At 52.7% G+C, this 23,486-nt stretch carries 23 protein-coding genes; 19 read left to right on the top strand and 4 right to left on the bottom strand.

Going from position 1 to position 23,486, the window contains the following annotated elements:
* The first annotated feature begins 3 nt into the window (after nt 1–3).
* From KO503_RS06630 to KO503_RS06540, 19 genes are all read left to right on the top strand, one after another.
* Nucleotides 4–825 (top strand): NADH:quinone oxidoreductase, encoded by an 822-nt coding sequence (locus KO503_RS06630; protein WP_215990753.1) that lies wholly within the window; start codon nt 4–6, stop codon nt 823–825.
* 22 nt (nt 826–847) lie between these two features.
* Nucleotides 848–1,066: a DUF5337 domain-containing protein gene (locus KO503_RS06625; RefSeq protein WP_215945079.1), complete on the top strand. Its 219-nt coding sequence runs from the start codon at nt 848–850 to the stop codon at nt 1,064–1,066.
* Between the two features lie 12 nt (nt 1,067–1,078).
* Nucleotides 1,079–2,377, top strand: coding sequence for an NADH-quinone oxidoreductase subunit NuoF (nuoF, locus tag KO503_RS06620; RefSeq protein ID WP_215990752.1), 1,299 nt, complete (start codon nt 1,079–1,081; stop codon nt 2,375–2,377).
* Nucleotides 2,378–2,386: 9 nt separating this feature from the next.
* Nucleotides 2,387–2,905, top strand: coding sequence for a DUF3291 domain-containing protein (locus tag KO503_RS06615; protein ID WP_215990751.1), 519 nt, complete (start codon nt 2,387–2,389; stop codon nt 2,903–2,905).
* The gene (locus tag KO503_RS06610; protein ID WP_215990750.1) at nt 2,892–3,305 is read left to right on the top strand and encodes a DUF5333 domain-containing protein; all 414 of its coding nucleotides are present in this window, start codon (nt 2,892–2,894) and stop codon (nt 3,303–3,305) included. The genes KO503_RS06615 and KO503_RS06610 overlap by 14 nt, the downstream gene beginning before the upstream one ends.
* Nucleotides 3,306–3,442: 137 nt before the next feature.
* A complete protein-coding gene (gene nuoG / locus KO503_RS06605) occupies nt 3,443–5,467 on the top strand; it encodes an NADH-quinone oxidoreductase subunit NuoG (protein WP_215990749.1) in 2,025 nt (674 codons plus the stop codon).
* A gap of 2 nt (nt 5,468–5,469) precedes the next feature.
* Entirely contained in the window at nt 5,470–5,904 is a 435-nt protein-coding gene (locus KO503_RS06600; RefSeq protein ID WP_436836512.1) for a hypothetical protein, read from the top strand.
* An 11-nt stretch (nt 5,905–5,915) separates the two neighbouring features.
* Nucleotides 5,916–6,956, top strand: coding sequence for an NADH-quinone oxidoreductase subunit NuoH (nuoH, locus tag KO503_RS06595; RefSeq protein ID WP_215990748.1), 1,041 nt, complete (start codon nt 5,916–5,918; stop codon nt 6,954–6,956).
* Between the two features lie 3 nt (nt 6,957–6,959).
* Complete coding sequence (gene nuoI / locus KO503_RS06590; RefSeq protein ID WP_215945085.1) at nt 6,960–7,466, top strand: NADH-quinone oxidoreductase subunit NuoI; 507 nt, start codon at nt 6,960–6,962, stop codon at nt 7,464–7,466.
* On the top strand, nt 7,463–7,861 hold the full coding sequence (locus KO503_RS06585) for a carboxymuconolactone decarboxylase family protein (RefSeq protein ID WP_215990747.1): 399 nt from the start codon (nt 7,463–7,465) through the stop codon (nt 7,859–7,861). Before nuoI ends, KO503_RS06585 begins: the two co-directional genes overlap by 4 nt.
* Nucleotides 7,858–8,250 (top strand): carboxymuconolactone decarboxylase family protein, encoded by a 393-nt coding sequence (locus tag KO503_RS06580; RefSeq protein WP_215990746.1) that lies wholly within the window; start codon nt 7,858–7,860, stop codon nt 8,248–8,250. The genes KO503_RS06585 and KO503_RS06580 overlap by 4 nt, the downstream gene beginning before the upstream one ends.
* An 11-nt stretch (nt 8,251–8,261) precedes the next feature.
* The gene (locus KO503_RS06575; RefSeq protein ID WP_215990745.1) at nt 8,262–8,876 is read left to right on the top strand and encodes an NADH-quinone oxidoreductase subunit J; all 615 of its coding nucleotides are present in this window, start codon (nt 8,262–8,264) and stop codon (nt 8,874–8,876) included.
* A gap of 93 nt (nt 8,877–8,969) precedes the next feature.
* Nucleotides 8,970–9,275, top strand: a complete 306-nt coding sequence (gene nuoK, locus KO503_RS06570) for an NADH-quinone oxidoreductase subunit NuoK (RefSeq protein WP_215945089.1) — start codon at nt 8,970–8,972, stop codon at nt 9,273–9,275.
* 6 nt (nt 9,276–9,281) lie between these two features.
* Nucleotides 9,282–11,429: an NADH-quinone oxidoreductase subunit L gene (gene nuoL, locus KO503_RS06565; protein WP_215990744.1), complete on the top strand. Its 2,148-nt coding sequence runs from the start codon at nt 9,282–9,284 to the stop codon at nt 11,427–11,429.
* Complete coding sequence (locus tag KO503_RS06560) at nt 11,429–12,967, top strand: NADH-quinone oxidoreductase subunit M (RefSeq protein WP_215990743.1); 1,539 nt, start codon at nt 11,429–11,431, stop codon at nt 12,965–12,967. The genes nuoL and KO503_RS06560 overlap by 1 nt, the downstream gene beginning before the upstream one ends.
* 15 nt (nt 12,968–12,982) lie before the next feature.
* Nucleotides 12,983–14,419, top strand: coding sequence for an NADH-quinone oxidoreductase subunit NuoN (gene nuoN / locus KO503_RS06555; RefSeq protein WP_215990742.1), 1,437 nt, complete (start codon nt 12,983–12,985; stop codon nt 14,417–14,419).
* A 1-nt stretch (nt 14,420) separates the two neighbouring features.
* Nucleotides 14,421–15,155, top strand: coding sequence for a biotin--[acetyl-CoA-carboxylase] ligase (locus tag KO503_RS06550; RefSeq protein WP_215990963.1), 735 nt, complete (start codon nt 14,421–14,423; stop codon nt 15,153–15,155).
* A complete protein-coding gene (locus KO503_RS06545) occupies nt 15,155–15,934 on the top strand; it encodes a type III pantothenate kinase (protein ID WP_215990741.1) in 780 nt (259 codons plus the stop codon). The genes KO503_RS06550 and KO503_RS06545 overlap by 1 nt, the downstream gene beginning before the upstream one ends.
* Nucleotides 15,931–17,598, top strand: a complete 1,668-nt coding sequence (locus KO503_RS06540) for a ribonuclease J (RefSeq protein WP_215990740.1) — start codon at nt 15,931–15,933, stop codon at nt 17,596–17,598. The genes KO503_RS06545 and KO503_RS06540 overlap by 4 nt, the downstream gene beginning before the upstream one ends.
* A 169-nt stretch (nt 17,599–17,767) precedes the next feature.
* Here KO503_RS06540 and KO503_RS06535 read toward each other — a convergent pair whose 3' ends face one another.
* From KO503_RS06535 to KO503_RS06520, 4 genes are all read right to left on the bottom strand, one after another.
* A complete protein-coding gene (locus KO503_RS06535) occupies nt 17,768–19,429 on the bottom strand; it encodes a DEAD/DEAH box helicase (protein ID WP_215990739.1) in 1,662 nt (553 codons plus the stop codon).
* Between the two features lie 293 nt (nt 19,430–19,722).
* Nucleotides 19,723–20,169: a hypothetical protein gene (locus KO503_RS06530; RefSeq protein ID WP_215990738.1), complete on the bottom strand. Its 447-nt coding sequence runs from the start codon at nt 20,167–20,169 to the stop codon at nt 19,723–19,725.
* Nucleotides 20,170–20,312: 143 nt separating this feature from the next.
* Nucleotides 20,313–21,920: a peptide chain release factor 3 gene (locus KO503_RS06525; protein ID WP_215990737.1), complete on the bottom strand. Its 1,608-nt coding sequence runs from the start codon at nt 21,918–21,920 to the stop codon at nt 20,313–20,315.
* Nucleotides 21,921–22,070: 150 nt separating this feature from the next.
* On the bottom strand, nt 22,071–23,099 hold the full coding sequence (locus tag KO503_RS06520) for a Hint domain-containing protein (protein ID WP_252730963.1): 1,029 nt from the start codon (nt 23,097–23,099) through the stop codon (nt 22,071–22,073).
* Nucleotides 23,100–23,486 lie beyond the last annotated feature (387 nt).

Genomic DNA, 23,486 nt, shown 5'->3' with positions numbered 1-23,486 from the left:
GCAATGAGTGAGACAACTTCGGGGAAGACCCAAAAGATATGGCTGATCTCGGCTATAGCTGGGATTGTTGCGTTTTTGGCCTTGCTCTACGTCGCGGGCTATTCGACTGTGGCTTCACTTATTGTTGGCGTTCTTGTGGCGCTGTTGGTTGGCATTCTGCTCTGGATCGGTTGGTATGAAGATCCTGAGGCGCAAACACAGCTGAATGAGCGCGAAGCTGAGCAAAAAGCGGCTGTTGCTGCCGCCTCTGATGCAACAGCGGCCGATATCGTTGCAACAGCTGCTGATGAAAGTTCCGCATTGGACGCATTAGATGGCGCAGAGGCTCCGGTTGTAGAGGCCCCGATTGACGTCGTTGAGCCTGCGGCTCCTGAAACGCCAAGTGCGGCACTTGATATGACGTCAGACGCGACAACATCTGGTGCGGCTGATGTAGAGGACACAGCGCCAGCTGCAACGCCTGTCTCTAAAAAAGCCACTGCGAAACCAACGCCGACTAAGGCGAAAGCTGCACCAAAAACGAAAGCGCCAGCCAAAGCACCTGTGGCAGCCGATGGAAAGCCACAGGTATTGACACAGCCGCGTGATGGCGGAGCGGACAATTTGAAACTGCTTAAAGGCGTGGGACCAAAGCTTGAGGAAACGCTCAATGCGTTGGGGTTCTATCATTTTGATCAGGTCGCAGGATGGCGCAAAAAAGAAATTGAATGGGTTGATAACAACCTGAAATTCAAAGGCCGCATCGAACGTGACGGCTGGGTGGCGCAAGCAAAAATTCTTGCCAAAGGTGGCGAGACTGAATTTTCAAAACGCTCTAAGAAATAAGGCGTGATGATGGGATATAAATATGGCTCCTGACAAGGACGCATTGCAAGCAAAGAAGGCGCGCATGGTCTCGCTGGTGATTGCAGGAACAATGGTTCTTTGGATTGTGGCTCAATGGATCGGCAGCAAAGTGGGTATTTCTACACGATACGCTTTGTTGTTGGACCTCTTGGCGCTCGCTGCCTTTGTGTGGGCGCTTATCGTGGTGTATCAGATCTGGCGCGCGCGTCAGAAAGGCTGAAGGAATAAAGCTATGCTCAAAGATCAAGATCGGATCTTTACCAATATCTACGGGATGCATGATCGCAGCCTCAAAGGCGCTTTGGCGCGTGGACATTGGGACGGCACCGCCGGCATCATCAAAAAAGGCCGTGACTGGATCATCGACCAGATGAAAGCCTCCGGCTTGCGTGGTCGTGGCGGTGCGGGCTTCCCGACAGGTTTGAAATGGTCTTTTATGCCCAAGGAATCTGATGGTCGCCCATCTTACTTGGTCATCAATGCTGATGAATCTGAACCGGGCACCTGTAAAGACCGCGAAATCATGCGCCACGATCCGCATACGCTGATCGAGGGCGCGTTGATCGCGTCTTTCGCGATGCAAGCCAACGCCTGTTACATCTACCTGCGTGGCGAATACATTCGCGAACGCGAAGCGCTGCAAATGGCCATCGACGAATGTTATGACGCGGGGCTTTTGGGTAAGAATGCAGCCAAGTCTGGCTGGGACTTTGATCTTTATCTGCACCACGGGGCAGGGGCGTATATCTGTGGTGAAGAAACCGCATTGCTTGAATCGCTTGAAGGCAAAAAAGGCATGCCACGGATGAAGCCACCGTTTCCAGCGGGTGCTGGTCTTTACGGTTGCCCGACCACTGTGAACAACGTCGAATCTATCGCTGTGGCCCCGACCATTTTGCGTCGCGGTCCCGAATGGTTCGCAGGCTTTGGCCGTCCGAATAACGCAGGCACAAAATTGTTCGCGATCTCTGGTCACGTGAATAACCCTTGCGTGGTTGAAGAAGCTATGTCGATCACGTTTGAAGAGCTGATCGAAAAGCATTGTGGTGGCATTCGCGGCGGTTGGGACAACTTGCAAGCTGTGATCCCTGGCGGGTCTTCCGTGCCTTTGGTGCGCGGTGAGAACATGAAAGACGCGATCATGGACTTTGATTATCTGCGCGGTGAATTGGGCTCTGGCCTTGGCACTGCTGCGGTGATTGTCATGGACAAATCCACGGATATCATCAAAGCCATCCACCGCCTGTCGATGTTCTACAAACACGAGTCCTGCGGCCAGTGTACGCCATGCCGCGAAGGCACAGGCTGGATGATGCGCGTGATGGATCGTTTGGTCAAAGGCGAAGCAGAGCTGGAAGAAATCGACATGCTTTGGGACGTGACCAAACAGGTTGAGGGCCACACAATCTGTGCGCTCGGCGATGCGGCGGCTTGGCCAATCCAAGGCTTGATTCGCAACTTCCGCGAAGAAATCGAAGATCGTATCAAAGCACAACAATCGGGCCGTATGGGCGCGATGGCGGCGGAGTAAGTCATAGTAATGCATGCATCAGGCACACATATTGCGGAATTGAACATCGGGCGACTTATCGCGCCGACCGATGATCCGCGCGTGGCTGAATTCATGGATGCATTGGATATGGTGAACGGGCTTGGCAAACGCATGCCGGGCTTTGTGTGGATGATGGAAGGCTCAGGCGAGCCGGGCACTGGAAATACCGAAAATTCAATTGGCGATGATCCACAATTCGTCGCCAATATGACCGTTTGGGAAGACGTACAAAGCCTTGAGCGTTTCGTTTTCAATACGGTTCACAAAAAATTCTACGACCGCCGCGAAGACTGGTTCCAAATCTTGGACGGCCAGCACTTTGTAATGTGGTACGTTGAACAAGGGCATAGGCCCACATTAGACGAGGCGCAGAGACGTCTTGCTTACAAAGAAAAACATGGGGACAGCGACTATGCCTTTGGCTGGTCGTATCTGAAAGAGGCGCAATTGCATGTCACGAAATCATGCGCGCCAATTGGTACGGAGTCCCAAAATGTACAAGTTTAAAACCGTTATCCTTGCGACGCTGCTGACGATCCCCTTTGCGGGCGTGGGGGCGGTGTCTGCCAAGGCGTTGCGCGACGAGCCCTCTATCGATGGGCCAATGTTGAAAGTGGCTCTCGCGATTGAGATTTCTGACAAATGCTCCAGCATCGAGGCCCGCAAGCTTAAAGGGCTGAACTTTTTATGGGGGCTTAAAACCGCTGCCAAAAAGCTCGGCTATTCTGATGATGAAATCAAAGCCTACGTGGACAGCAAAGCTGAAAAATCACGCATGCGCGCTTTGGGCGAAGCCTATGTGCGCGATAAAGGTTTGAACCCGACCAGCGCCGCGGATTTATGTCGGCTTGGTCAACAAGAAATCGCTGCAAATAGCCTGACAGGTTCTTTGTTGCGCAATAGGTAACGAGGGGCTAGGGCCTCTTTTAAGGTTCCACGGTTTTCGTGGGTGAGATCAAATGGGCGCTGTCAAAGGCGTATTGAAATACCGAAGGTGCGGCGCATGTTGCGTGCGGCAGCTTCATGAAACACAGGTGACGTGATATGGCAGATACGCGCAAACTTATCATTGACGGAAAAGAAGTCGAGGTCGATCCGGCCATGACGATCCTACAGGCTTGCGAAGTGGCTGGGGTCGAAGTGCCGCGCTTTTGCTACCATGAACGTCTTTCAATCGCTGGCAACTGCCGGATGTGTTTGGTCGAGGTCGTCGGTGGCCCGCCCAAGCCCACAGCCTCTTGCGCGATGCAGGTCAAAGATTTGCGCCCCGGTCCAGAGGGCGCACCACCCGTTGTGAAAACCACGTCACCTATGGTGAAAAAGGCGCGCGAAGGGGTGATGGAATTCTTGCTCATCAACCACCCGCTGGATTGCCCAATCTGTGACCAAGGCGGCGAATGCGATTTGCAAGACCAAGCCATGGCCTACGGCGTTGATTTCTCGCGTTTCCGCGAACCAAAACGCGCGACCGAAGATCTTGATCTTGGCCCGCTCGTGGCGACAACCATGACGCGGTGTATTTCTTGTACCCGCTGTGTGCGTTTCACGACTGAGGTCGCGGGCATCACACAAATGGGCCAAACAGGGCGCGGCGAAGATTCCGAAATCACAAGCTATTTGAACGAAACACTTGTGTCGAACCTGCAAGGCAACATCATCGATCTGTGCCCTGTTGGCGCTTTGACCTCTAAACCCTACGCCTTTACAGCCCGCCCATGGGAATTGACCAAGACGGAAACCATCGACGTGATGGACGCACTTGGCTCGAACATCCGCGTGGACACCAAGGGCCGCGAAGTGATGCGCATCTTGCCACGCAACCATGACGGCGTGAACGAAGAGTGGATTTCCGATAAAACCCGTTTCGTTTGGGACGGCTTGCGTCGCCAGCGTTTGGACACACCCTACATCCGTGAAAACGGCAAACTGCGTAAAGCCACTTGGGGCGAGGCCTTGGCCGCTGCTGCCAAAGGTATGAAAGGCAAGAAAGTTGCCGGACTTGTGGGCGATCTTGTCTCAGTCGAGGCGGCTTTCGCGCTCAAGCAATTGGTGACAAGCCTCGGCGGTAATGTTGAAGCCCGCGTCGATGGTGCGAAACTTCCGATGGGCAATCGTTCGGCTTACGTTGGCACAGCAACCATCGAAGACATCGATTCTGCTGATATGATCCAGCTGATTGGTACCAACCCGCGTGAAGAAGCACCGGTGCTTAATGCGCGTATTCGCGCGGCATGGGCCCGTGGTGCAGACGTCGGGTTGATCGGCGAAGCCGTTGATTTAACCTATGATTATGCTCACATCGGGACTGATCGTGCGGCGCTGGTTGAACTGGCTGCCAAAGAGATTTCTGCTGAGACCCGCGATGAGAAAAACACACTCGTGATCGTTGGCCAAGGTGCATTGATCGAAGCGGATGGCGAAGCTGTTCTGTCGCAAGCGATGAAACTGGCTGAAAACACGGGCTCCAAATTGATGATCTTGCATACTGCCGCGTCACGCGTTGGAGCAATGGACATCGGGGCTGTGACTGAAGGTGGTTTGGACGCGGCACTTGATGGCGCACAAGTGATCTATAACTTGGGCGCTGACGAAGTCGAAATCTCAGGCGATGCTTTCGTGGTTTACCAAGGCTCACACGGCGATCGTGGTGCTCACCGCGCAGACGTGATTTTGCCAGGGGCGGCCTACACCGAAGAATCTGGTCTCTTCGTCAACACAGAAGGGCGCCCGCAACTTGCGAATCGTGCATCCTTCCCTCCAGGTGATGCGAAAGAAAACTGGGCGATCTTGCGGGCTTTGTCTGCGGAACTCGATGCCACATTGGCCTATTCCACTTTGGCGGGCTTGCGCTCTGAATTGATCGAGATTGCTCCTCACTTTGCCGATTTGGATGTGGTGGCCGAAAACGCATGGAAACGTGTGCCTTTGCGCAAACCTGCCAAGGCCTCTGTGCGCTATGCTGTGAAAGATTTCTACCTGACCAACCCGATTGCACGCGCATCGGCTTTGATGGCAGAGCTTTCAGCGGCCGCAAAAGCGCGCAGCCAAGACGCATTGGCAGCCGAATAAAAATGAGCGCTTTGCACACATACAAACGCGCGTCACAGATCGCTGCAAAATTCGCCTTAGGGTGTGTTTTGTCGGCCACTGTGATGGGCTGTGTGCAGGCCACGCCTGAGGTCAGTCGCGCCGCAAGCGCCCCGACCTATTTGGGCGTTGAAACCCGTCTTTTGGATGGGGATTTGGTGAATTTCATCGTGTCTATGACAGATGCGGCGACTGAAAACGACGTGGCGGCCTATTCTGAATGTGCCGCTGCACAATATGCGTTGATCCGTGGTTTCGGATTTGCGCGTCACTTACGAACAAATGTCTCACAAGAGGCTGGAATTTGGCGCGCGGATGCTGTTTACACCATCTCGTCAGCGCTGCCCGATGGATTGCGAACGATTGACGCTGAGGTCATCGTTTCAAACTGCCGCGAATTTAGAATACCGACGGTGTGAAGGACTACGAAATGGTCGAATTTTTCACGACAACAAATCTGGGCATTGCGCTCTTGATCCTCGGACAATGTCTGCTGGTTCTTTTGCCTTTGTTCGTTGCTCTTGCCTTCTTAATGTATGGCGATCGCAAAATCTGGGCGGCTGTCCAGATGCGCAAAGGCCCCAACGTGGTTGGTGTTTTTGGCTTGCTGCAATCTTTTGCAGACTTGTTGAAATATGTGGTCAAAGAGGTGGTTGTGCCTGCGGGGGCTGACAAATTTGTCTTTTACCTCGCACCTATGATTACCTTTGTGATGGCGACCATCGCTTGGGTGGCGATCCCTTGGAATGACGGTTGGGTGATCTCTGATCTCAACGTCGCGATCTTGTACATCTTTGCGATTTCATCGCTTGAGGTTTACGGCGTGATCATGGGTGGTTGGGCGTCCAACTCAAAATACCCTTTCCTTGGGGCACTTCGCTCTGCGGCGCAGATGATTTCATATGAGGTCTCAATCGGGTTGATCATCATCGGTGTGATCATCTCGTCTGGGTCTATGAACTTTGGCGATATTGTTGCCGCACAAGACGGACGCTTTGGCCTATTCTCATGGTACTGGATCCCGCATTTCCCAATGGTGGTGTTGTTCTTTGTTTCTGCCTTGGCCGAAACAAACCGTCCCCCGTTCGATTTGCCCGAAGCTGAATCGGAATTGGTGGCTGGCTACCAAGTGGAATATTCATCCACCCCGTTCCTTTTGTTCATGATGGGCGAATTGATGGCGGTCGTGTTGATGTGTGCGCTGCTCACGCTGATGTTCTTCGGCGGTTGGTTGTCACCTGTGCCCGGTATTCCTGACGGCATCTTCTGGATGATCGCCAAGATGGGTTTCTTCTTCTTTATCTTCTCGATGGTCAAAGCGATCACACCCCGCTATCGCTACGACCAATTGATGCGCATCGGTTGGAAAGTCTTCTTGCCGTTGTCACTCGGTTGGGTCGTTTTGGTGGCATTCTTCGCACAATTCGGTGCTTTCGGCGGGGCCTATGCTCGCTGGGCGATTGGAGGCTAAATCATGGCTCAGGCAAAATCAGACTTCGACTACACCCGTGCTGTGAAATATTTCTTGATGACAGATGTCATCGCCGGTTTCAAAATCGGTTTGCGGTATTTCTTTAGCCCCAAAGCGACGATCAATTATCCACACGAAAAGGGGCCTTTGTCGCCTCGTTTCCGTGGCGAACATGCGTTGCGCCGTTACCCGAATGGCGAAGAGCGTTGCATCGCATGTAAATTGTGTGAGGCTGTGTGCCCCGCGCAGGCGATCACAATTGACGCGGAACCGCGCGATGACGGATCACGTCGCACAACGCGCTACGATATTGATATGACGAAATGCATCTACTGTGGGTTCTGCCAAGAAGCATGTCCTGTGGATGCCATTGTCGAAGGCCCTAATTTCGAATTCGCAACGGAAACCCGTGAAGAGCTGTTCTATGATAAGGATAAGCTTTTGGACAACGGCGCCCGTTGGGAAGCAGAAATCGCTCGCAATCTTGAATTGGATGCCCCTTACCGATGACTACTGTGTCGCCAGTTTCTGACGCCTACACAAAGGGCAAAGCGTTCACCGAGGCCACAAACCCCGGTATGGAAGACGCTTTGGCCAAGCGCTATGACCCGGTTTTGCCGGGTCTTGCGCGTGATTTGGTGGAACTGAATGGCCGTATTTATCCACGAGGTGTTTTGGACGAGAAAACACGCGAACTTTTGACCATATCAGCGCTGACTGCGCTTGGGGGGCAAACAAAACCTCAGTTGAAAATCCACGTCGCAGCAGCCCGCAAACTGGGCCTCACGCAACAGGAAATTTCGGAAGCTATCTATCAAATGTCACTCTACGGAGGCATGCCTGCGATGTTCAACGCCTTGAACGCCGCGATGGAAGTCTTTGACACAGAAGTGGAAGCATCATGAATGATTTCACGAAATACCTTGAGCAGATGATGGAGCAGGGCACCAAAATGGCCAAGTCGCTTAACCCTGCGCTTGAAACATTTCAGATGCCTGATTTTTCAAAATTGATGCCGAATATGACGGCTGAACAGATGGAAATCTTTTGGGGCACTGGATTCAACAAAGATGGTTTGGATGCCAAAACACGGTTTTTGGTGATCCTTGCTGGTCAAACAGTTTTGGGGGCTCAAGCCGAAGAGCCCTTTAAGGTCACGGTCCGCCACGCGCTTGACGCTGGGGCCACACAACAGCAGATCGCGCAAACGATCTATCAAATGTCGATGCTGGGCGGTTTGCCCGCAATGTCAAAGGCGCTTGGCTTGGCAACTCAAGTCTTCGCCGAACAGTAGGAGGACAGTGCATGACTGTCGCGGATTACGCATTTTACCTTTTCGCCATTCTATTGGTGGCGTCGGGTCTGTTCACAGTGGTGGCACGCAACCCCGTCCACTCTGTGCTCTGGCTCATTTTGACCTTTCTTTCAGCGTCAGGATTGTTCGTGCTTTTGGGCGCGGAATTCGTCGCGATGCTGTTGATCATCGTCTATGTGGGCGCTGTGATGGTGCTCTTCCTCTTTGTGGTGATGATGTTGGATGTCGATTTTGCCGAACTGCGCGGCGGCATGGCCAAGTTCATGCCTTTCGCGTTGTTGATTGGTGTCGTCGTCTTGATGCAAATGGCGTTTGCCTTTGGCGATTGGCATGTGGCCGAGGGGTCACAAGCGCTACGTGCGGCTGTCACACCTGATGCAGGCGAAATTCACAACACAGCCGCTTTGGGCATGTTGATGTACGATGATTTCTTGATGTTGTTTCAACTGGCTGGCTTGATCCTGTTGACGGCCATGATCGGGGCGATTGTTTTGACATTGCGTCACAACCCTAACGTCAAACGCCAAAACGTCATCGCCCAGATGCACCGTGATCCAGCGGAAGCAATGGAACTTAAAGACGTTAAATCAGGGCAGGGGCTTTAAGCCTTTTCCCGAACGCATAACACCAATGGGCAGTTTTCTGCCCTGAACTGAAAAGCCGCCAAAAAGGCGCGAGACAAAGAACTGAGGGACGACATGGTCGGACTTGAACATTACCTAGCAGTCGCAGGAGCGCTGTTTGTCATCGGGATTTTCGGTCTCTTTTTGAACCGGAAGAACGTGATCATCATTTTGATGTCGGTGGAATTGATCCTGTTGTCGGTCAACATCAATCTCGTGGCCTTTTCGTCCTTTGCGGGCGATTTGGTGGGACAGATTTTCACCATGCTGGTTCTCACAGTCGCCGCCGCCGAGGCAGCGATTGGTCTGGCTATTTTGGTCGGCTTCTTCCGCAACCGTGGCACGATTGATGTTGAAGACATCAACGTGATGAAAGGGTAAGCTCACATGGCTCAGATTATTCTCTTTGCCCCCTTGTTGGGCGCACTTTTGGCCGGTTTCGGCTGGCGCATTATTGGCGAACGCAACGCGCAGTACCTGACGACAGGTCTGTTGATGTTGGCGGCCTTTTTATCTTGGATTGTGTTCCTTACGTTTGACGGTCAGGTGCAGCATATCGAGCTGTTCCGTTGGATCGAAAGTGGCGAGTTGTCGACATCTTGGGGCATCCGCCTTGATCGTCTGACTGCGATTATGTTCATCGTGATCAACACTGTATCGGCTTTGGTCCATCTGTATTCATTCGGCTATATGGCGCATGACGAGAACTTCTCGGACGCGGAACCATATCGTGCACGTTTCTTTGCCTACCTATCGTTCTTTACGTTTTCCATGCTCATGCTGGTGACCTCTGACAACTTGGTTCAGATGTTCTTTGGTTGGGAAGGCGTGGGCGTTGCCTCATACCTGTTGATCGGCTTCTACTTTAAGAAACCATCTGCGGGAGCTGCGGCGATGAAAGCCTTTATCGTCAACCGCGTTGGCGACTTTGGTTTCGCGCTTGGTATCTTTGGTCTGTTCTATTTGACCGGCTCAATCGATCTGGATGTTGTCTTTGCGAAAGCGCCTGAATTGGCGAACACGCAGCTGCACTTCTTATGGACAGACTGGAACGCAGCGAATTTGCTGGCCTTCTTGTTGTTCGTCGGTGCGATGGGTAAATCAGCGCAATTGTTCTTGCACACTTGGTTGCCCGACGCGATGGAAGGCCCGACACCTGTGTCTGCCTTGATCCACGCGGCAACCATGGTGACTGCGGGTGTCTTCTTGGTGTCGCGCATGTCGCCGTTGTTTGAATACGCACCTCAAGCCCAAACCTTCATCGTCTACATCGGCGCTTCGACAGCGTTCTTTGCCGCCACAGTCGGCTTGGTGCAAACTGACATCAAACGCGTGATCGCCTATTCAACTTGTTCGCAGCTTGGCTACATGTTTGTGGCTGTGGGTGTGGGCGCATACGGTCCCGCGATGTTCCACCTTTTGACACACGCGTTCTTTAAAGCGATGTTGTTCTTGGGCGCGGGGTCTGTGATCCACGCGATGCACCATGAGCAAGACATGCGCAACTACGGTGGTTTGCGCAAAAAAATTCCAGCCACATACTGGGCTATGATGATCGGCACATTGGCAATCACGGGTGTGGGTATTCCGTTCACGCACCTTGGCTTTGCTGGCTTCTTCTCGAAAGACGCTATTATTGAGAGTGCCTATGCGTCTGGTATTGGCTATGCCTTTTGGATGCTGGTGATTGCGGCTTTGTTCACGTCTTTCTATTCATGGCGTTTGATTTTCTTGACCTTCTATGGCAAGGCGCGCGGCGACAAGCATACACATGACCACGCGCATGAAAGCCCGAAGGTGATGTTGATCCCTCTTGGTGTCTTGGCACTTGGAGCTGTGTTCTCTGGCATGGTTTGGTACGGGTCTTTCTTTGGTGATCACCATAAGCACAACGCGTTCTTTGGTATTCCTGAGCATCATGCAGCCGCTGAAGGAGATCACGGCGCTGAGGCAGCACATGACGATGATCATGCTGCGGCAGAGGATCACGCGACACCTGCTGATACGCATGCAACTGAAATGGCTGCGGACGATCACGGCATGGCCGCCGATCACGGGGCAGATATGATGGTGCATGAAGCACCAGTCGGAGCGATCTTTATCGCGGCGGACAACACCATCTTGGACGATGCACACCATGTGCCGGCTTGGGTGAAATTGTCACCGTTTGTTGCGATGCTGATCGGCTTTGTCACGGCTTGGGTGTTCTACATCAAGAAACCTGATCTGCCGCGCCGTCTGTCAGAAGACCAGCAGCCTTTGTATCAGTTCTTGTTGAACAAATGGTACTTTGACGAGCTGTACAACGCGATCTTTATCAAACCTGCTTTGGGCTTGGGCCGCTTCTTGTGGCAGCGCGGCGATGTGAAAACCATCGACGGCGCGATCAATGGCCTTGCCCTTGGCATCGTGCCCTTCTTCACACGGCTTGCGGGTCGTATGCAGTCTGGCTTTATCTTTACTTATGCGTTCGCGATGGTTCTGGGGATCGTAGTTCTGATCACCTGGATGTCGATCGGCGGAGGGGCTCACTAATGGATTACGTCCTGTCCTTTATTATCTTTCTGCCGACGGTTGCGGCTTTGGTTCTGGCGTTGTTTTTGCGCGGGGACGATGAAATCGCCCAACTTAACGCTAAACGGCTTGCGCTGTTCGCGACGGTGATCACCTTTTTGATCTCGCTCTTTGTGATCGCTGAATTTGATCCATCGAATACAGGGTTCCAAATGGTCGAACAGGCCGAATGGATCATGGGCCTGCAATACAAGATGGGCGTTGACGGGATTTCGGTTCTGTTTGTGATGCTAACAACCTTCCTCATGCCACTGGTGATCTGGTCGACATGGGACATGAAGGTGCGTGTTAAAGAATATATGATCGCATTCTTGCTGTTGGAAACACTGATGCTCGGCGTGTTCTGTGCGCTTGATCTGATGCTGTTCTATGTCTTCTTTGAAGCAGGCTTGATCCCGATGTTCCTAATCATCGGCATTTGGGGCGGGGCGAACCGCATCTATGCATCGTTCAAGTTCTTCCTCTACACCTTCATCGGTTCTGTTCTCATGCTGGTCGCGATGATCGCCATGTATATGGACGCAGGCACAACAGATATTGTCGCTTTGATGGCGCATGAGTTTTCAACCGAGAGCTTCAGCATCTTGGGCGTAAACGTCGTCGGCGGCATGCAGATGCTGGCGTTCTTGGCCTTCTTCGCATCCTTCGCTGTGAAAATGCCAATGTGGCCTGTGCACACATGGTTGCCAGACGCACACGTTCAAGCGCCAACTGCAGGTTCGGTCGTACTGGCTTCGATCTTGTTGAAAATGGGCGGCTACGGGTTCTTGCGTTTCTCGATCCCGATGTTCCCTGTTGCCTCGCACATGATGGCCGATATTATTCTTTGGATGTCAGCCATTGCGATTGTCTACACATCCTTGGTGGCTTTGGTTCAAAGCGATATGAAAAAGCTCATCGCCTATTCATCTGTCGCGCATATGGGCTATGTGACCGCTGGTATTTTCTCGCTCAACCAACAAGGTGTTGATGGCGCGATCTTCCAAATGATCTCACACGGGTTCATTGCTGGAGCACTGTTCTTGAGTGTTGGTGTGATCTATGACCGCATGCACACGCGTGAAATCGACGCCTACGGTGGTCTTGTGAACCGGATGCCAGCCTATGCGCTTGTGTTCATGTTCTTCACTATGGCCAACGTTGGTTTGCCGGGGACCTCTGGCTTTGTTGGCGAATTCTTGACACTTATGGGCATGTTCCAAGCCAACACTTGGGTCGCTATGGTCGCCACAACAGGCGTGATCTTGTCTGCCGCTTACGCTTTGTGGCTCTATCGTCGCGTTGTCATGGGCGAGTTGATCAAAGAAAGCCTTAAGACGATCAAAGACCTGACCCCACGCGAGAAATGGATCATTGCACCTCTGGTTGCCATGACCTTGCTCTTGGGTGTTTACCCGTCTTTGGTCACAGATATCATTGGGCCCTCAGTTGAGGTGCTTCTTAACAACTATAACGCCGCTGTGCCGATGGATGTCGTCACCGCTGCAGCAACCCACTAAGGAGGGGATCTGATTATGACCTCTGCCGATTTTTCGATCGTCCTTCCAGAGTTTCTTCTGGCCGTTTATAGCCTCGCAGCACTTTTGTTTGCGGTCTACACGGGCAAAGATAAGGTCGCAGGCCTGATCACTTGGACCACGGCAGGCGCCTTTGTTGTGGCCGCTGTGATCTTAGCCTCACGGTCTGCGGGAGCCCATGCAGCCTTTAACGGTATGTTCATTGACGACGCCTTTGCGCGTTTTGCCAAAGTGGGTATCTTGCTGGCGGGCGCTGCTGTTTTGGTGATGTCGCAAGACTACATGAAAAAACACGACATGCTCAAATTTGAGTATCCAATTATCGTCTCCCTTTCGACCATCGGTATGATGGTGATGGTCTCTGCCGGTGATTTGATGGCACTCTACATGGGCTTGGAATTGATGTCCTTGGCGCTTTACGTTATTGCATCGTTCCGCCGCGACTCTGTGCGCTCATCTGAAGCTGGCTTGAAATACTTTGTGCTTGGCTCGCTGTCTTCAGGTTTGCTTTTGTACGGTGCCTCTTTGACCTATGGCTTTGCTGGCACAACAAACTTTGCAGGCATCTTGTCCGTCGTTCATGACGGCGCGCCTTTGGGTGTGCTCTTTGGTCTTGTGTTCATGATCACAGGTATGGCGTTCAAAGTCTCTGCCGTGCCGTTCCACATGTGGACGCCAGACGTTTACGAGGGCGCGCCAACGCCTGTCACAGCCTTCTTTGCCACAGCGCCGAAACTGGCCGCGATGGCTTTGTTTGCGCGGGTTTTGCATGACGCTTTCGGTGGCATTTCAAGCGATTGGTCGCAGATCGTTGCTTTGATCGCAGTGGCGTCTATGTTCCTTGGCGCGATTGCGGGTATCGGCCAAACAAACATCAAACGTTTGATGGCTTACTCGTCTATTTCACACATGGGCTTTGCTTTGATCGGCGTCGCGTCTGGCTCTGTTGGCGGTGTGCAAGCCGCACTGATCTACATGGCGATCTACGTTGTGATGAACATCGGCACATTCGCGTTCATCATGACGATGGAACGCGATGGCAAACCGGTCACCGAAATCAAGGCCCTCAACCGTTACTGGCAGGTCAACCCGACCAAAGCCTTGGCGGTGTTGTTCTTGATGTTCTCGATGGCTGGCGTACCACCAATGGTCGGCTTCTTTGGTAAGTTGGCCGTGTTGCAAGCCGCAGTCGAAGCCAACATGACATGGTTGGCCACGGCGGGCGTCATCGCCTCGGTCATCGGTGCCTTTTACTATCTGCGTGTCGTCTATTACATGTTCTTCGGTTCCGAAGTTGAACCGCTCGACAACACCAAAGGTGGCATCGCCAACGTGGTTGTTTTGGTCGTCGGGTTGGTCATGTTGGTGGGTATCGTTAACCTATTCGGTGTGGACACAATGGCAATGACAGCGGCTGAGGCCCTTGTCCGCTAATTTGAACATTTGGCCGACTGGGGTAGGGCGCATCGTCTTGCCGCAAACGGACAGCACTATGAAGGAGGCCGCGCGTGTTGCGGCCTCCTCATCATTTGTGCAATGGATTTTGACGCTGGATCAAACTTCGGGTCATGGTCGTCGTGGCAGACCTTGGACCATGCCCGCTGGCAATTTTGCCGCTACGCTTTTGATGTTCCCTGACGAGCCTGCCGACAAGATCGCCTTGCGGTCCTTTGTGGCCTCACTGGCGTTGTATGATGCTGTCGCCACTGCGACGGGACGGCCAGAGATGCTAGCGCTCAAATGGCCCAACGATGTCTTGCTCAATGGTGGAAAATTCGCAGGCATCCTTTTGGAACGTGGCGCCCATCATCTGTCCATCGGCATTGGTGCCAATTTGGCTGCCACGCCTGATGCGTCCTATGTTGAACCCAGTCCTTTCCCGCCTGTGTCTTTGGCCCATGAGGCCAGCGTGCTTATCACACCCGAAGACTTCTTGGACATTCTGGCGCCCGCCTATGCCAACTGGGAACACCAGTTCACCACTTATGGGTTTGAGCCGATCCGCACCGCGTGGTTGGCACGTGCAGCCAAGCTCGGGCAACCGATCCGTGCGCGCACAACCCTTGATGAACATCACGGCACGTTTGAAGATGTAGATGCGCAGGGCAATCTTGTGCTGCGCCAATCATCCGGTGTGCTGTCCATTCCCGCAGCTGAGGTTTTTTTCTAATGCTTCTTTGTATCGATACCGGCAACACGAACACGGTGTTTTCTATTTGGGACGGTTCTGGGTTTATCGCCACGTGGCGCACCTCGACTGAAACCCAACGCACGGCTGACCAGTATTACGTTTGGCTGTCGACCTTGATGAATTTCCAAAAGATCGAGGCCAATATCACCGAGGTGATCATTTCGTCCACGGTGCCGCGTGTGATGTTCAACCTGCGTGTCTTTGCCAATCGTTATTTCGATTGCAGGCCTTTGGTGGTCGGCAAGCCTGAGTGTCTTTTGCCCATTGCCTCGCGTGTTGATGCGGGCACAACTGTTGGCCCGGACCGCTTGGTGAACTCTGCGGCGGCCTTTGACAAATTTGGTGGGGATCTGATCGTGGTTGATTTTGGCACAGCCACCACCTTTGATGTGGTTGCCCATGATGGGGCTTACGTTGGTGGGGTTATTTCACCGGGCGTTAATACTTCGTTGGAAAGCCTGCACCTCAAAGCTGCTGCTTTGCCCCATGTTGATGTGACCATGCCTGATAAAGTGATCGGCACCAACACTGTCGCTTGTATGCAATCTGGTGTCTTTTGGGGCTATGTGGGACTTGTGCGCGAGACTTGTAGTCGCATCAAAGACGAATATGGTCGCCCTATGCGGGTGATTGCCACTGGCGGGCTTGCGCCGCTCTTCAATCAGGGCCACAAGCTCTTTGACGAATTCGATGAATTCCTAACCATTCATGGCCTCGTGGTCATCTACAATTATAACAAGGACCAAGGCACATTATGAGCACCAATCGTCTTTTATACCTGCCGCTCGGCGGCGCTGGCGAAATCGGCATGAACTGTTATGTCTACGGTTACGGCCCTGTTGGCAAAGAACGTTTGATCGTTGTCGATCTTGGCGTGACATTCCCAGATATGGATGGCACCCCTGGCGTCGATCTGATTTTCGCAGATATCGCTTGGCTTGAAGAGCGCAAAGAGCGCATCGATGCCATTTACATCACCCACGCACACGAAGACCATGTTGGCGCTGTTGGCCACCTTTGGCCACGCCTCGGCGCGCCTATTTATGCGCGCAAATTCACAGCCCATTTGGCGCGTCTCAAATTTGAAGAGCACGGTCACGATGAGCTGCAAATCAAAACCGTTGGCGCATGGCCTGAGCAGACCCAAACCGGTCCGTTCAATGTTGGTTTCTTGCCTGTGTCGCACTCGATCCCTGAAAGCTCTGCTTTGGTTATCGACACCCCCGAAGGCCGTATCGTTCACACAGGCGATTTCAAAGTGGATCGCACTCCGCTTGTGGGCGAAGCCTTTGACGACGACCTATGGGCGGATGTGTCCAAAGACGGCGTGATCGCACTTGTGTGTGATTCCACCAATGTGTTTAGCCCTAACGCTGGCCGGTCCGAGGCCGAAGTTGTCGAGCCCCTGACACAGTTGATGAAAGACCTGCCGGGTCTGGTCGCCGCGACCACTTTTGCGTCAAACGTGGCCCGTGTGAAAACACTGGCGGATGCGGGCACCAAAGCGGGTCGTTCAGTTGTACTGATGGGCCGCGCGATGCGCCGTATGATCACTGCCGGTATCGAGACAGGCATTATCACCGATTTCCCACCAACCTTGTCGCCTGACAAAGCCTTTGAAGTGCCTCGCGAAAACCTGCTGTTGCTGACCACAGGATCGCAAGGCGAACGGCGTGCTGCGACTGCGCAGTTGTCACGTGGAAAATACCTTGGGATGAAATTGAACGAGGGCGACACGGTCATCTTCTCGTCCAAAACCATTCCGGGCAATGAGAATTCCGTCAGCCGTATCGTGAACTCATTCTCTGAAATGGGTGTGGATGTGGTGACGGATGCGGATGGTCTTTACCACGTTTCTGGTCATGCCAATCGCCCAGACATTGCCCATGTGCATAAGGTTGTGAAACCGAATTTGGTTATTCCGATGCATGGTGAGCACCGCCACCTGCGCGCCCATGCGAAATTGGCCGAAGAAAACGGTTACCGTTCAATCATCGCGCCAAATGGCACCGGTGTGAACCTTGCAGGCGGTCAGGTGAAGGTCGTTGAATTCGTGGAAACGGGCCGCACCTATTTGGACGGCTCCGTGCAGATCGGCGCAATGGATGGTGTTGTGCGCGACCGTATTCGTATGGCGCTCAACGGCATGGTTGTGTCGACAGTGATCATCGAAGATGACGCGCCTTTGGGCGAATGCTGGTGTGAAGTCAAAGGCTTGCCAGAAACGGGTCGCTCCAAAGCGCCACTTGTGGATGTGTTGGAAGAAGACCTCAACCAGTTCCTCATGCGTGCCAATAAGAAAACGCTGAGCGATGATGATAAACTCGAAGAAGAAATGCGTCGCATCATTCGTCGGTCTACTCAACAAGAAGTCGGTAAAAAGCCCGAAGTCCAAGTGGTGATTTCGCGTCTTTCAAGCTGATAACGCTTAGCACGCCGTAGCATGTTTTAAAGGGGCTGGCAGAGTGATCTGTCGGCCCTTTTGTTTGCCGTGATGCGTGCGGTGATTGTGCTTTTGGCCAATATACCAAAAGAAAACCCCGCACCAATAAAGGTGCGAGGTTTTTCAGTTCTATATTCTTAACAGCAGCTTAGCTGGTGAGGCGATCTTCAAAGCTCAAGGCAATAAATGTCGGCATGTGATCGCCAAGACCGACAATTGTATTTTTCTCTTCACGACCATAGCGCCCGCGACCACGTCCGCCAGTGTTGTTGTGATCGTTGTTTGACCGCTCTTGTGCGCTATTGCGATCATTAGAGGCGCGATCATTCGCATTACGATCATTTGAGCGACCACCACGACTGCGATGTGATGATGATTTTTGCTCAGGTTCTGCGTCTACGGCTGGCTCTGCTGCCGCCTTAGCGGGGGCAGGGGGCACGTCAGTCGCAGCTTCCACAGCAACAGGTGTTTCAACGGCTGCGACATCTGCCGCATTGTTGGCAGCAGGTTTGCGGCGTGACCGTGTGCGTGTGCGCTTTGGTTTGTCGGCTGGTGCATCACCTGTGGCGGCACCAGCGTCTTGCTGAGATGCCTCAGCAGCAGGAGCGTCAGCCTTTGCTGTATCTGTTTTTTCTGGCGCAGACGATTCATCAACTGGATTGCCAAACGGATTGTCGAGGAGCGGTATTTTGTTGCCCAAAAGCGCTTCGACAGCGTCAAAGTTTTTCTCGTCACGTGGCTCACACAGCATAATGGCTTTGCCGTCGCGACCTGCACGACCGGTGCGACCGATACGGTGCACATAGTCCTCAGGGTGGCCGGGCACATCAAAGTTGAACACGTGGGTCACGGATGGCACATCAAGACCCCGCGCGGCCACATCAGAGGCCACAAGAATTTTGATCTCGCCATTGCGGAACCGCTCAAGCGTTGTGTTGCGCTGGGATTGATCCAAATCGCCGTGAATTGGCGCAGTGTCAAAACCGTATTTCTGCATAGACTTGGACACGATATCCACATCTGTTTTGCGGTTGCAAAAGATGATCGCGTTATCAAGGCTTTCGCCCTCATTTTCGATCAAAGCCCGCAAAAGCTTACGCTTTTCGGTGGCTGCACGATCACGGCGTGTACCTTTGACCATGACAACATGCTGTTCGATTTTCTCAGATGCAGATGCCTGACGCGCGATTTCGATACGTGCGGGCGCAGACAGGAATGTGTTTGTGATTCGCTCAATCTCAGGCGCCATCGTGGCAGAGAAAAACAACGTCTGACGCGTGAAAGGTGTGAGGCCAAAGATGCGTTCAATGTCAGGGATGAACCCCATATCGAGCATGCGGTCGGCTTCGTCCACAACCATAATTTTCACATCAGTCAAAATCAATTTGCCACGTTCAAAATGGTCAAGCAGACGACCCGGTGTGGCAATCAAAACATCGACGCCTTTGTCGATCAGGCGGTCTTGTTCTTTGAACGACACGCCACCGATCAATAAGGCTTTGGTCAGCTTGTGATATTTGGTGTAAGTGTCAAAGTTTTCAGCAACTTGCGCGGCCAATTCGCGTGTCGGGCACAACACCAACGAACGGGGCATACGAGCCCGTGCGCGTCCGCGTGCAAGGCGTGTGATCATCGGCAAGGTGAAAGACGCAGTTTTGCCAGTCCCCGTTTGCGCAATGCCCAAGACATCTTTGCCCTCAAGGGCAGGAGGAATCGCTCCTGCTTGAATTGGTGTTGGCTCAGTATAGCCAGCATCTTCAATCGCTTTGAGAACCTTTTTATCAAGGTTTAGATCAGTGAATTTTATCATGTATATCCGTGTTCTCACGGACATATCAAAGCCCGCGGCGTCAAATGGGGTTGCCGGCCTGATGGCCACCTCGCGCATCGAGGTCCCTAAATCGTCGCCTTCTTTACTCCGATATGGGGTAAAGGTCAATCAAACCCTAACCTTGGGGCCGTAGCATTCCAAAATCATGCCTGAATTGTGTTGAGTTGCGCACCAATATCACTGAAACTGTTCTATTGGTGCCAAATACGCTTAAATAGTGCAAGCATCAAAACGGTGTCGCTGATGTCGGCAACACCGTTCACTCGTACAGCTTACAGGTCGATGCGTACCGCATTTTCCAGCACGGCACTCTGCCATGTGGTCGTGTCGGTCACAGCCGACAAATTTCCGCGCAAAGTGATGCGCGCGCCGTCTTCAAAATTGTCCAGAGGTTCGGCCAATGTCACCTGCAAAGATGTGCCGTGATCAGGGCTGCCGCAAAGTGGGCAAGTGCCCATGTCAGAGACCAAAATCAATTCGTGGATCAAGCTTCCTGGTGTCAAGGGCATCGCGTATCCAGTGATTGTCAGATCTTCGATCCCGTTTTCCAGCTGCTTGGGGAAAGACTTTTTCACCTCATAGCTGTTGTCGGTGACAATCTCGTCGATGCTGACTTCGCCCAGCAATGCCCAAACATCAGTCTGCCCAAAGGCAGGCAGTGTAGCCACTGTGGTCGCACCAAAAACAGCAGAGAAAACCGAAACAGGGATGGTACGCATTTAGGAGCCTTTCAAGACTGTATTCAATGATTTGCAGCTAATTTGACGAAATTTTCAGTGGGCGTCCAGACAGAAAAAAGACCCGCGTCAAAGTGAGCGGGTCTTTGCTACTCTTGGCAAAAGAGGGCGCGTGACTGTCAGGGTTAAACCATCAGCTCGCGTGTCGAGGCCAAGGTCAAATCGGGGTAGTCGCGTTCAATCCTGTCGATGTCCCACTGCAGACGCGTCATGTAAACGATGTCACCGTTGTGGTCATGCGAGATGTGCTGTTGGTTGACGCTGACAAAGGCATCGACCTTGGCTTTCGGCCCTGTGACCCAGCGCGCAGAGGTAAACTGCGATGGGCTAAAGCTGACAGGCAATCCGTATTCCAGCTCGATGCGTGAGGCCAGAACCTCAAACTGCAAGGCGCCGACAACGCCGACGATAAAGCCCGATCCAATGGCCGGTTTGAACACTTTTGCTGCGCCTTCTTCGGCGAATTGCATCAGCGCTTTCTCTAAGTGTTTGGATTTCATCGGGTCGCCTGCGCGCACGGATTGCAAAAGCTCTGGTGCGAAGGACGGAATGCCGGTGACGCGGATGTCTTCGCCCTCGGTCAATGTGTCGCCAATGCGCAATTGGCCGTGGTTCGGGATACCGATGATGTCGCCCGCCCAAGCCTCTTCTGCCAATTCGCGATCAGAGGCCAAAAACAGCACAGGGTTCGAGATCGCCATCGGCTTTTTCGAACGCACATGGGTCAATTTCATGCCACGTTTAAAGTGCCCCGAGGCCAAGCGCACAAAGGCCACGCGGTCACGGTGTTTGGGGTCCATGTTGGCTTGCACTTTGAATACAAAGCCCATGACTTTTTTCTCGTCAGGCGCAATGGAGCGGGGCTGTGCGGTTTGAACTTGGGGCAGGGGGCCGTAATCGCCCATGCCATCCATCAATTCTTTGACGCCAAAGGAGTTGATCGCAGAGCCGAACCAGATCGGCGTCATGGAGCCCTCAAGAAAGGCCTCACGATCAAAGGCAGGCAAGAGTTCGCGCGCCATTTCCAACTCTTCTTTGAGCTGTTCCAGCAAGTCAGCAGGCACATGTTCGGCAAGTTTAGGATCATCTAGCCCGTTGATTTTGACGCTTTCAGACACTTTGTTGCGGTCTGCGCGGTCCATCAATTCTAGGCGGTCATTCAAGATATCGTAACAGCCTACAAAGTCGCGTCCAACCCCAATGGGCCATGATGCAGGTGTCACATCAATCGCCAAGTTTTCTTGAATTTCATCAATAATTTCAAATGTATCGCGGCTTTCACGGTCCATTTTGTTACAGAATGTCAAAATCGGCAGGTCGCGCATTCGACAGACTTCGAACAGTTTCTGCGTTTGGCTTTCAACACCTTTTGCCCCGTCGATCACCATGATTGCCGCGTCCACGGCGGTGAGCGTGCGGTAAGTGTCTTCCGAGAAATCCGAGTGACCGGGCGTGTCCACAAGATTAAAGCGGTAATGGCCAAAATCAAACGACATGGCTGAAGCTGACACGGAAATCCCGCGGTCTTTTTCCATCTGCATAAAGTCGGATCGTGTGCGCCGCGCTTCGCCTTTTGCGCGCACCTGACCAGCCATCTGAATCGCCCCACCATAGAGAAGGAATTTCTCTGTCAGCGTGGTTTTCCCAGCGTCAGGGTGCGAAATGATCGCAAAAGTGCGCCGACGTGCGATTTCATCGGGCAGATCAAGGGCGGTATGTGATGCGTTTGACATGGGGCTGTCTATAACTGTGCGGCGTGGGGCGAGCAACTGCCAAGACGCAACTGCACAAATCTGAAGCTAAAAATGAGAAAAACGCCCCCAATAACGGGCGCGTTTTTGCGGTCGTCCATGATGGGACTAACGTATTGGAGCTAACTCCAGCTAGCTGGCTGGCGCGATCCGTAACAAATGTGCTGCATCTTCAGGCGCAAGTGCGCCATCAATAATTTCATAGGCCCGTGGAACGTGTTGAAATTCGGTGAGATTTGACAGGCGCGCTTGGATATCTGCGGGTAGGTAGGGCTTGATTTGGGTGTCGACAAACATACTTTCGGCGGCGATGCCTTCTGCATAAATGATCTCATGATTGTCGAACAAAAGTTGGTAATATTCGACAAACCCGCCGTCAGATTGCACAACATTTACGCCATTGACCAAGAGTTTCGCCTTGACCAGAATCTCGGCGCGCCCCGCCCGCACGCGGTCTTTGCGCTGATAGATGAAAAGACGGTGGTTGGGGCTGACAGTCAGGTCGTTTTCGTTGTTCAGTGTGCCTTTTTTGATGATGATCGGCGCAAAAGATCCCGTGGCGCGCATCGTTTGATGACCAATCCAGCGGATCTCGCGTGGGCCGTGATCTCTGGTCAACACACGGTCCCCGATGTTGAGCTGCTCAATGGGCTTTTGCATGCCATTTGCCAGCGTAATTAATGTGCCACGGGTGAAGGATACACAGGCCACTTCAGCCAAGCGCGTGCGTGGGCTTTCGCGGTCCAGCGTGATAGCGGCGTAGTCTTGTTTCTCAAACAAGGCTGCAAGCGGCAGTAAATATGTATCCTCGATCATGCCGGTGTCATCCAGCTCGATAAGGATCATAACCTCAACCGTAGACCCATCAGGCGCCATCAAGGTCACAACGCAATCAAGGTGAACATTGGCCCCCTCGGTGCCCATTTCAGACCCTTCGGCGATGGTGATCGCATTGTCATGCACAGCAACAGACAGATGCACGCGGGCCGCATCATTTTCAAGCCGATAGATATCGGCCAACTCGATCTCGTCGGCATGGGAAATGGCATCGCCAAAGTTGGCCCCATTGACCACACGAAAAGACTCCGCACGATAGGCAGGCAGAACCTGCGTCGGTATGGCACCTGTGCTGAGGCTGATCTGAGAAGGTGTGCTGTGCATGGATTCAATCATTTGGTTGCAGTTTCCGTGTCTTGGCATTGATCTTGCGGATAGGTTGGTCTTTTTCCCAAAAGGAATCGCAGCTATTCACAAAATATGAGTTCACAGAACCTATATTATGCCAGAAAATGGCGTGATTGTATACTGTTACGCTACGAAACATTGAAAGACCTTTACCGGCTACCGTTCCCATTAGGATTAATCACGAACAATGGCAGGAATTTGGCAAAATTAGTGATGCTATACGATTTTAAAGCATGATTTTCGCCACATTTGCTAACACACTGGCACAGTTTTTAGCCTTTTTTTGCGCGCGGTATCTGTCGCCTCTGGGCGGAAAATGTCAATCTGCCCCTGACTTTGTAATGTTTGAATCTTGCGCGATAA

The sequence above is a fragment of the Pacificibacter marinus genome (genome assembly GCF_018860505.1).
GTDB lineage: Bacteria > Pseudomonadota > Alphaproteobacteria > Rhodobacterales > Rhodobacteraceae > Celeribacter > Celeribacter marinus_B.
Note: the sequence above shows the minus strand (reverse complement) of the source record. Positions and strands in the feature narration are given on the sequence as shown.

Excerpts from the sequence above, each read along its gene's own strand:
- nuoL (WP_215990744.1), top strand. The coding sequence starts at position 9,282 with ATGGCTCAGATTATTCTCTTTGCCCCCTTGTTGGGCGCACTTTTGGCC.
- KO503_RS06560 (WP_215990743.1), top strand. The coding sequence starts at position 11,429 with ATGGATTACGTCCTGTCCTTTATTATCTTTCTGCCGACGGTTGCGGCT.
- nuoH (WP_215990748.1), top strand. The coding sequence starts at position 5,916 with ATGGTCGAATTTTTCACGACAACAAATCTGGGCATTGCGCTCTTGATC.
- KO503_RS06625 (WP_215945079.1), top strand. The coding sequence starts at position 848 with ATGGCTCCTGACAAGGACGCATTGCAAGCAAAGAAGGCGCGCATGGTC.
- KO503_RS06615 (WP_215990751.1), top strand. The coding sequence starts at position 2,387 with ATGCATGCATCAGGCACACATATTGCGGAATTGAACATCGGGCGACTT.
- KO503_RS06610 (WP_215990750.1), top strand. The coding sequence starts at position 2,892 with ATGTACAAGTTTAAAACCGTTATCCTTGCGACGCTGCTGACGATCCCC.
- KO503_RS06580 (WP_215990746.1), top strand. The coding sequence starts at position 7,858 with ATGAATGATTTCACGAAATACCTTGAGCAGATGATGGAGCAGGGCACC.
- KO503_RS06530 (WP_215990738.1), bottom strand. The coding sequence starts at position 20,169 with ATGCGTACCATCCCTGTTTCGGTTTTCTCTGCTGTTTTTGGTGCGACC.
- KO503_RS06545 (WP_215990741.1), top strand. The coding sequence starts at position 15,155 with ATGCTTCTTTGTATCGATACCGGCAACACGAACACGGTGTTTTCTATT.
- KO503_RS06540 (WP_215990740.1), top strand. The coding sequence starts at position 15,931 with ATGAGCACCAATCGTCTTTTATACCTGCCGCTCGGCGGCGCTGGCGAA.
- KO503_RS06535 (WP_215990739.1), bottom strand. The coding sequence starts at position 19,429 with ATGATAAAATTCACTGATCTAAACCTTGATAAAAAGGTTCTCAAAGCG.
- KO503_RS06525 (WP_215990737.1), bottom strand. The coding sequence starts at position 21,920 with ATGTCAAACGCATCACATACCGCCCTTGATCTGCCCGATGAAATCGCA.
- KO503_RS06520 (WP_252730963.1), bottom strand. The coding sequence starts at position 23,099 with ATGCACAGCACACCTTCTCAGATCAGCCTCAGCACAGGTGCCATACCG.
- nuoN (WP_215990742.1), top strand. The coding sequence starts at position 12,983 with ATGACCTCTGCCGATTTTTCGATCGTCCTTCCAGAGTTTCTTCTGGCC.
- nuoG (WP_215990749.1), top strand. The coding sequence starts at position 3,443 with ATGGCAGATACGCGCAAACTTATCATTGACGGAAAAGAAGTCGAGGTC.
- KO503_RS06585 (WP_215990747.1), top strand. The coding sequence starts at position 7,463 with ATGACTACTGTGTCGCCAGTTTCTGACGCCTACACAAAGGGCAAAGCG.
- KO503_RS06630 (WP_215990753.1), top strand. The coding sequence starts at position 4 with ATGAGTGAGACAACTTCGGGGAAGACCCAAAAGATATGGCTGATCTCG.
- nuoI (WP_215945085.1), top strand. The coding sequence starts at position 6,960 with ATGGCTCAGGCAAAATCAGACTTCGACTACACCCGTGCTGTGAAATAT.
- nuoK (WP_215945089.1), top strand. The coding sequence starts at position 8,970 with ATGGTCGGACTTGAACATTACCTAGCAGTCGCAGGAGCGCTGTTTGTC.
- KO503_RS06575 (WP_215990745.1), top strand. The coding sequence starts at position 8,262 with ATGACTGTCGCGGATTACGCATTTTACCTTTTCGCCATTCTATTGGTG.
- nuoF (WP_215990752.1), top strand. The coding sequence starts at position 1,079 with ATGCTCAAAGATCAAGATCGGATCTTTACCAATATCTACGGGATGCAT.
- KO503_RS06600 (WP_436836512.1), top strand. The coding sequence starts at position 5,470 with ATGAGCGCTTTGCACACATACAAACGCGCGTCACAGATCGCTGCAAAA.